We start from the raw sequence: 7,347 nt of genomic DNA on the forward strand, positions 1-7,347 counted from the left end.
CAGGCCGCGTGCGGCTGGGGCTGGCCAAGGAGCTGGCGTCGCAGCTCGGGGCACCGTGCCTGCGGATCGAAGACCTCAAGGCGGACGCCGTCGCCGGCGTGGTGAAGGCGGCGGTCGGCGCGTGAGCCGGGGGTTGCGTCGGCCGGTACGCTCGCATGCATGAACGCCCACGACGCGGAGCCCATCGCAGTCAACGTCATCGAGATCACGATCTTCGCGGAACGTTGGCGCGCCGACCTCCTGCTCGGACGTCTCGCCCTGGCGATCGGCGCCCGCCTCGGCGCCGTCGACGCTGGGTTCTCCGTCTCGGACGTCGAACCAGGGGGCGAGGCCGACGAGTGGGATCTGGTGGGCCAGTGGCGGCAGCTCAACGCCGATGCGAACCCGCCCGCCGACAAGACGCTGCACACGGTGACGGCCTGGTTCACCGGCGAGTTGAAGGGAGCGGGCGACGACGTCGCCGAGACCGCAGATGAGGACGAATCGCTCGCGATCATCCTCGACGCGCTCGATGGTCTGGCCCAGGCCGGGGTGGGGGAGGCCGAACTCGACTACGACGGCGCCAACCCCGACCACGTCCCCTTCGGCGATTCCCGCTACGCCATCGAGCTGCCCCGGGCGACGCTGGCCAAGGGGGCCGACGTCGGCCCGGACGTCGCCGCGGCCGTCGCCAGGCTGCGGGGTCTCGTGGCCGCCGGGCGCGGGCCCGCACCGGAGACGACCAGCATCCAGATGCGTTCCCGGGCGGCCTTCGACGAGGCGCGGGAGCGGTGGCTGGAGAACGAGGGCCGGGCGAGGTAACCGACGGCGGTGACCCCGGCTAATATGTCGGCCATGGCACAGGGACAGGTTGATCCGAAGAACATTCCCGATGACGGGCTCACGACGCGGCAGCGCCGCCAGCTGCCCATCACCGCGGTCCACACCGGCCACGGCAAGGGAAAGTCGACCGCGGCGTTCGGCATGGCCCTGCGCGCGTGGAACCAGGGGCTGAACATCGGCGTGTTCCAGTTCGTGAAGTCCGCGAAGTGGAAGGTCGGCGAGGAGACCGTGTTCAAGCGCCTCGGCGAGCTCCACGACGAAACCGGCGAGGGCGGCGCCGTCCAGTGGCACAAGATGGGCGAGGGCTGGTCCTGGTCGCGCAAGAAGGGCTCCGAGGAAGACCACGCCCGCGACGCCGCCGAGGGCTGGGCGGAGATCAAGCGCCGCCTCGCCGCCGAGGAGCACGACTTCTACGTCCTCGACGAATTCACCTACCCCATCAAGTGGGGCTGGGTCGACGCGGCCGACGTCGCGGAGACGCTGGCCAATCGCCCGGGCCGCCAGCACGTGGTCATCACCGGCCGCGACGCCGCCCCCGAGCTCATCGAGGTCGCCGACCTGGTCACCGAGATGACCAAGCACAAGCACCCCATGGACGCCGGCCGCAAGGGGCAGAAGGGCATCGAGTGGTAGACCCGCTCGCCCCCGGCGTCGTCATCGCGGCGCCGGCCTCCGGCACCGGCAAGACGACCATCGCCACCGGTCTCATCGCGGCGCTCGCGCGCCGGATGTCCGTCGCCCCGTTCAAGGTCGGCCCCGACTACATCGACCCCGGCTACCACTCCATCGCCGCAGGCCGCCCGGGCCGCAACCTCGATTCCGTGATGTGCGGCCCGGACCTCATCGGCCCGTTGTACGCGCACGGGTCGGTGGGCCTGGACGTCGGCATCGTCGAGGGCGTCATGGGGCTTTTCGACGGCCGGATCGGCGGAGATCCCCTCGACGCCAGCGCGTCGACCGCGGAAATCGCCCGCCTGCTGGGCATGCCGGTGATCCTCGTCGTCGACGCCCGCCACATGAGCCAGTCGGCCTCGGCGCTGGTCCACGGCTTCGCCACGATGGACGACCGCGTCCACGTCGCGGGGGCGATCATCAACCGCGTCGGCTCCGACCGTCACGAAGCCGTCGTCCGCGACGCCATCGAGGCGGTCGGGGTGCCGGTGCTCGGCGCGATCCCGCGCGTGGACGGCATCGAGGTGCCGTCGCGGCACCTCGGCCTGGTCACGGCCGCGGAGGGCGGCGAAGAAGCCCACGCCGCCGTGGCGATGATGGCCGATCTCGTGGAGAAGCACGTCGACCTCGATGCGGTGATCGGACTGGCCAACGTCCGTTCCGGCTTCGAGCCGTGGGATCCGGTGACGGCGATCGGCGCGGGGTCGTCGTCAAGCGGGAATGCGGGTCCCCGCATCGCGCTCGCCGGAGGGCCCGCGTTCACCTTCGCCTACGCGGAGCATGCGGAACTGCTGGCGGCGGCCGGGGCCAGGGTCGAGGTGTTCGACCCGCTCATCGACGACCTGCCGGACGCCGACGGGCTCGTCGTGCCCGGGGGATTCCCGGAGGAGCACGCCGCCGACCTCGCCGCGCGCGACGACCTCGCCGCCGCCGTGCGCGCGCTGGTCGCCGACGGCGGCGCCGTGCACGCCGAATGCGCGGGACTGCTGTGGTTGCTGGAATCGCTGGGCGGGCACCGCATGTGCGGCGTCATCCCGGGCTCGGCGTCGATGGGGCGGCTCAGCCTCGGATACCGCACCGCGACGATGCTGTCGGAGTCGGCGCTGGGTGCGGTCGGGGACCGGGCGACGGGCCACGAGTTCCACAAGACCCGCCTCGATGAGGGCGCCGCCGCCGCGGCCCATGCCGCCGGTTGGACTCCCGCATGGGGCTGGCGCGGCTGGGGCGGCGACGCCGTCACCGAGGGATTCGTGTCCCCGGATGGCCGCGTTCATGCGTCCTACCTGCACGTACATCCCGCAGGGGCGCCCGGGGTCCTCCGGTCCTTCGTCGAATCCTGCGGCTGAGGGCCGGTGCGCGCGGTTGCGCGCGCAAGCGATAAGATTCCTTCATGACTTTGATGTTGAAGGGGAGCCGCGTTCTCGTCGTCGGCGCATCGACGGTGGCCGAGCGCGTCATTCCGGGCCTGGTCGACGCGGGCGCCGAAGTGATCGTCTGCGAGGGCGGCGACATCTCGCCGGGCATCGAAGGCTGGGCCGAGCGCGGTCGCATCCGACTGTGGCGCACCCCCTTCACCCCGGCGATGCTGTGGGGCAAGCGCATGGTCGTGGTCACCGACCCGGACCTGCTGCGCGAGGTGATGGTGCAGTCGAACCTGCACGGTGTCCTCGTCGACGACGCCACCGACGGCGCCGCCCAGCACGCCCAGGAATTCAAGGGCCGCCGGGCCTCCCGCGCGGGCCATCTCGCAGGCACCGTCGCCCTCGTCGGCGGTGGCCCCGGCCATCCGGACCTGATCACCGTCGAGGGCCGCCGCCTGCTGCGCCTCGCCGACGTCGTGTTGGCCGACCACCTGGGCCCGCTGTCGCTGCTGGGCGAGCTGGATCCGGACGTCGAGATCATCGACGCCGCGAAGCTGCCCTACGGCCGCGCGATGGCGCAGGAGCGCATCAACGAGCTGCTCGTCGATCGCGCCAAGCAGGGGTTGTTCGTCGTGCGCCTCAAGGGCGGCGACCCGTACCTGTTCGGCCGCGGTTTCGAGGAACTGGTCGCGCTGCGCGAGGCCGGCATCCCCGTCACGGAGGTGCCGGGCATCAGCTCGGCGATCTCGGTGCCGGCGTCGGCGGGCATCCCGGTGACCCAGCGCGGCGTCAACCACGACTTCACCATCGTGTCGGGCCACGTTCCGCCGGGGCACCCGAAGTCCCTGGTCAATTGGGATGCGTTGGGCAAGATGAACGGAACGGTGGCGGTGATCATGGGCGTGAAGAACGGCCCGAAGATCGCCGACGCGCTCGTCGCCGCGGGCCGCCCCGCCGACACCCCGGCGGCGATCATCCAGGAGGGCACCACCGAGAACCAGCGCGTCCTGCACTGCGACTTGGGCACCCTCGGCCAGACGATCGTCGACCGGGAGGTCAAGCCGCCGGCGGTGCTGATCATCGGTGACGTGGTGGCGCTGGGCCGGTAGCGCCCCGCCCGCGCGGGTGCCTAGGCCGGCACCGTGATGATGATCCCGCGGTCTCGGGCCCGCGCATCGAGCCCCGCGTCGCGGGCGACGTCCACGGCGTCGCCCAGTGAACCGATGTCGCGTGACGACGTCCCGGCGGCGTCCGCGAGCGCCCGGGCCAGCAGGCCCTTGTGGTGCTTGTTGAAGTGCGAGACGACGTTGCCGTCGGTGGTCAGCACCGTCGCGGTGATGGCGCCGGGCACCTTGCCCAGGTTCATGTAGGTGCCCGAGCGCAAATCGACGATGAGGCCGTGGTCGCCTTCGGTCAGCGCCCGCGTGATCGACTTCCCCCAGCGCGCCCGCATGGTGGGCGTGGCACCCGCCGATGGGCCGTCGTGAAGCGGGATCTTGGAACCGCCGGACAGGCGGTACTTGGGGATCATGTCCTCGCCGCCGACGACGCCGAATAGCGCCGAACCGACCGCCAGACGGGCGCGTGCGGCGGGGGAGAGGGAACCTGCGTCGAGGGCGTCGAAAAGCACGCCCGTGTAGCGGTCCAGCGCCGGCGCCGTGGGGGAGGTGAACAGCGCGGCGTTGGCGTCGACCTCGTTGGCGAGCTTCGGCCCCAACTTCAGCGCGGCCATCGCGGCGTCGCGGTCGGCGGACAGTGCGACGAGGTCGTCGGCGATGGTGCGGCGGACGTCGGCGAGCTCCGGCCACGACAGCGAGGACAGGTCCAGCGGCGCACCGGAACCCCCGGTCGACTTCGTTTCCGACGGTGGCAGGAGGATCAGCATGGAGACTGATTTTATCGGCCCCGATTCCGCCGCCGACATCGGCCGACGCAAAGGCCGGGCGGTCACCGCGAAACGGCGGGCGGGCGGTAGAGTAACCGCCATGATCACGCGAATGTCACGGCTGTTCCTGCGCACCCTGCGGGACGACCCGGCCGATGCCGAGGTCCCCAGCCACAAGCTCCTCGTCCGGGCCGGCTACATCCGACGCCACGCCCCCGGCATCTACTCCTGGCTGCCGCTGGGGCTGAAGGTTCTGCGCAACATCGAGAACGTCGTGCGCGAGGAGATGGACGGAATCGGCGCCCAGGAGATTTCTTTCCCGGCGCTGCTGCCCCGCGAGCCCTACGAGAAGTCCAACCGCTGGACCGAGTACGGCGACGACCTGTTCCGCCTCAAAGACCGCAAGAAGGCGGACTACCTCCTCGGCCCGACGCACGAGGAAATGTTCGCCCTGGCGGTGAAGGACCTGTACAGCTCGTACAAGGATTTCCCCGTGACGCTGTACCAGGTGCAGACCAAGTACCGCGACGAGGCCCGCCCGCGCGCCGGCATCATGCGCGGCCGCGAGTTCATCATGAAGGACTCGTACTCCTTCGACATGGACGACGAGGGGCTGGATTCCTCCTACCAGCTGCACCGCGGCGCCTACCAGCGCATCTTCGATCGTCTGGGCCTGGAGTACGTCATCTGCTCGGCGACGTCGGGCGCCATGGGCGGCTCCGCGTCCGAGGAGTTCCTGGCGGTGTCGCCCTCCGGCGAGGACACCTTCGTGCGCTCCACCGCCTCCGATTACGCGGCCAACGTCGAGGCCGTGATCACCCCGGCGCCGCCGGCCGAGCCCATCGAGGGCAAGCCGGAGGCCGTGGTCCACGAAACCCCGGACGCCACGACCATCCAGGCGCTGGTCGAGTGGGCCAACTCCGACGAGGCCGGTCTGGGCCGCGAGGTCACCGGCGCCGACACCCTCAAGTGCGTCATGGTGGCCATCCGCCAGCCGGGCGGGGAGTGGGAGCTCACCGGCATCGGCGTGCCCGGCGACCGCGAGGTCGACATGAAGCGCGTCGAGGCCGGCCTGGCGCCCGCCGAGGTGCGCCTGCTGGAGGACAAGGACTTCGCCAAGAATCCCTTCCTGGTCAAGGGCTACATCGGCCCGCGCGGCCTGGCCGCCAACGACGTCCCGCTCTACGTCGACCCCCGCGTCGTCGAGGGCACCGCGTGGATCACCGGCGCCGACGAGGCCAACCGCCACGTCGTCGACCTGGTGGTCGGCCGCGACTTCCATCCGGCGGGCACCATCGAGGCCGCCGAGGTCCGCGAGGGCGACGCCGCCCCCGACGGCGAGGGCACCCTGACGCTGCAGCGCGGCATCGAGATCGGCCACATCTTCCAGCTGGGCCGCAAGTACACCGAGGCGTTCGAGGTCGACATCCTCGACGTCAACGGCAAGCGTTCCCGCCCGACCATGGGTTCCTACGGCATCGGCGTCTCGCGCCTGGTCGCGGTGGTGGCGGAGCAGCTTCACGACGACCGGGGCCTGCGCTGGCCGGCGTCGGTCGCCCCGTTCCAGGCGCACGTGGTCATCGCGAACAAGGACGCGGAAGCGGCCGCCGCGGCGGAGAAGCTCGCCGAGGAGCTCGACGCCGCCGGAGTCACCGTGCTCTTCGACGACCGCCCGAAGGTCAGCCCGGGCGTGAAGTTCAAGGACTCCGAGCTGCTGGGCATGCCGGTGGTGGTCGTGGTCGGCCGCGGCTTCGCCGACGGCAAGGTGGAGCTGCGCGACCGCATGGGCGGTGAGACCGCCGAGATCGACTACGACGGCGCCGTCGACGCGGTGCTCAAGTTGGTGAAGTAGCCGGTCAGGCCGGCAGCCCCGGCAGCGCGGCCGAACCATCGCCGCGGAAGACCGAGCCACCGGCGTGGCACAGACCCGCCGCCTTCAACGCGAACTTGCGGGCGGCGGGTTCTTTCGCGTTGATGAGGGCCTGGCGCCACGCCTGGGCGCAGGCATCCTCCAGCGCGGCGGCGAATCCTGCGGCGTCGTCGTCCGGGGAGGGGGCGCCGTCGACGGTCGCGTAGCCGGCTTCGGCGAGCGGGGCCGCGATCCCGGCGTCGTCGAGCATCGAGATGACGCGGTCGCGGAGCAGCCGGTGGCGGTCGGCGCTGCTCGACGTCGATGCCCGCAGGTCCGCCGATACCCGCGGGGAGGCCACGCCCATGCCGTAGACCAGCGCGTACTCGGCGATGAGGGCGTCGGCGAACGGCGCTGCATCATCCTCGTCGAGGACCTCGTCGCCGGCGTACTCCGGGGTCAGCTCCCGCCAATCGACGTCCAACCCCCGCAGCGCCAGGACCAGGCCGCCGTCGACGGCGGACATCAGCGTCGCCTCGTACGGATCCTCGAGCGAACGGCCCGACCCCAGGGCGTCGTGAAGCAACTGCGAGGACCGGGAATCGAGCAGTACGGCCCGCGCATCGGCCGGGGACGGCGCCGCGGGCAAGGGAGAGGGCGCGGCGACGCACTCCTGCGGGGACGAGCCGTCGTCGAGGACGCCGCAGGCGCGGGTGACCTCGGCCGCCAGCGCATCGGCCTGCGCGGCGCGGGCGTCG

Annotated in this window: 7 protein-coding genes; 5 read left to right on the forward strand and 2 right to left on the reverse strand. The window is 71.5% G+C overall.

Annotated elements, in window-relative coordinates; genetic code table 11:
• Window positions 1-159 precede the first annotated feature (159 nt).
• Genes GX015_RS04825 through cobA form a run of 4 tightly spaced genes read left to right on the forward strand, consistent with a single transcriptional unit; the run spans window position 160 to window position 3,964 of the window.
• Complete coding sequence (locus GX015_RS04825; RefSeq protein ID WP_291343198.1) at window positions 160-801, forward strand: hypothetical protein; 642 nt, start codon at window positions 160-162, stop codon at window positions 799-801.
• Between the two features lie 33 nt (window positions 802-834).
• On the forward strand, window positions 835-1,455 hold the full coding sequence (cobO, locus tag GX015_RS04830) for a cob(I)yrinic acid a,c-diamide adenosyltransferase (protein WP_291343200.1): 621 nt from the start codon (window positions 835-837) through the stop codon (window positions 1,453-1,455).
• Complete coding sequence (locus GX015_RS04835; RefSeq protein WP_291343202.1) at window positions 1,449-2,840, forward strand: cobyrinate a,c-diamide synthase; 1,392 nt, start codon at window positions 1,449-1,451, stop codon at window positions 2,838-2,840. The genes cobO and GX015_RS04835 overlap by 7 nt, the downstream gene beginning before the upstream one ends.
• Window positions 2,841-2,884: 44 nt before the next feature.
• Window positions 2,885-3,964: a uroporphyrinogen-III C-methyltransferase gene (cobA, locus tag GX015_RS04840; RefSeq protein WP_291343204.1), complete on the forward strand. Its 1,080-nt coding sequence runs from the start codon at window positions 2,885-2,887 to the stop codon at window positions 3,962-3,964.
• A gap of 20 nt (window positions 3,965-3,984) precedes the next feature.
• Here the strand turns inward: cobA and GX015_RS04845 are convergent, their stop codons facing one another.
• The gene (locus GX015_RS04845) at window positions 3,985-4,740 is read right to left on the reverse strand and encodes a peroxide stress protein YaaA (protein ID WP_155870364.1); all 756 of its coding nucleotides are present in this window, start codon (window positions 4,738-4,740) and stop codon (window positions 3,985-3,987) included.
• A 100-nt stretch (window positions 4,741-4,840) separates the two neighbouring features.
• Here GX015_RS04845 and GX015_RS04850 point away from each other — a divergent pair, with 100 nt between their 5' ends.
• Window positions 4,841-6,592 (forward strand): proline--tRNA ligase, encoded by a 1,752-nt coding sequence (locus GX015_RS04850; RefSeq protein ID WP_291343208.1) that lies wholly within the window; start codon window positions 4,841-4,843, stop codon window positions 6,590-6,592.
• A 4-nt stretch (window positions 6,593-6,596) separates the two neighbouring features.
• Here the strand turns inward: GX015_RS04850 and GX015_RS04855 are convergent.
• Window positions 6,597-7,347 (reverse strand): ferritin-like domain-containing protein (locus tag GX015_RS04855; protein WP_291343207.1); only part of this gene is annotated, 751 nt, incomplete at its 5' end.

The organism is Corynebacterium sp. (assembly GCF_012837295.1).
Classification (GTDB): Bacteria; Actinomycetota; Actinomycetes; order Mycobacteriales; family Mycobacteriaceae; genus Corynebacterium.

Excerpts from the sequence above, each read along its gene's own strand:
- GX015_RS04825 (WP_291343198.1), top strand. The coding sequence starts at position 160 with ATGAACGCCCACGACGCGGAGCCCATCGCAGTCAACGTCATCGAGATC.
- GX015_RS04845 (WP_155870364.1), bottom strand. The coding sequence starts at position 4,740 with ATGCTGATCCTCCTGCCACCGTCGGAAACGAAGTCGACCGGGGGTTCC.
- cobO (WP_291343200.1), top strand. The coding sequence starts at position 835 with ATGGCACAGGGACAGGTTGATCCGAAGAACATTCCCGATGACGGGCTC.
- cobA (WP_291343204.1), top strand. The coding sequence starts at position 2,885 with ATGACTTTGATGTTGAAGGGGAGCCGCGTTCTCGTCGTCGGCGCATCG.
- GX015_RS04850 (WP_291343208.1), top strand. The coding sequence starts at position 4,841 with ATGATCACGCGAATGTCACGGCTGTTCCTGCGCACCCTGCGGGACGAC.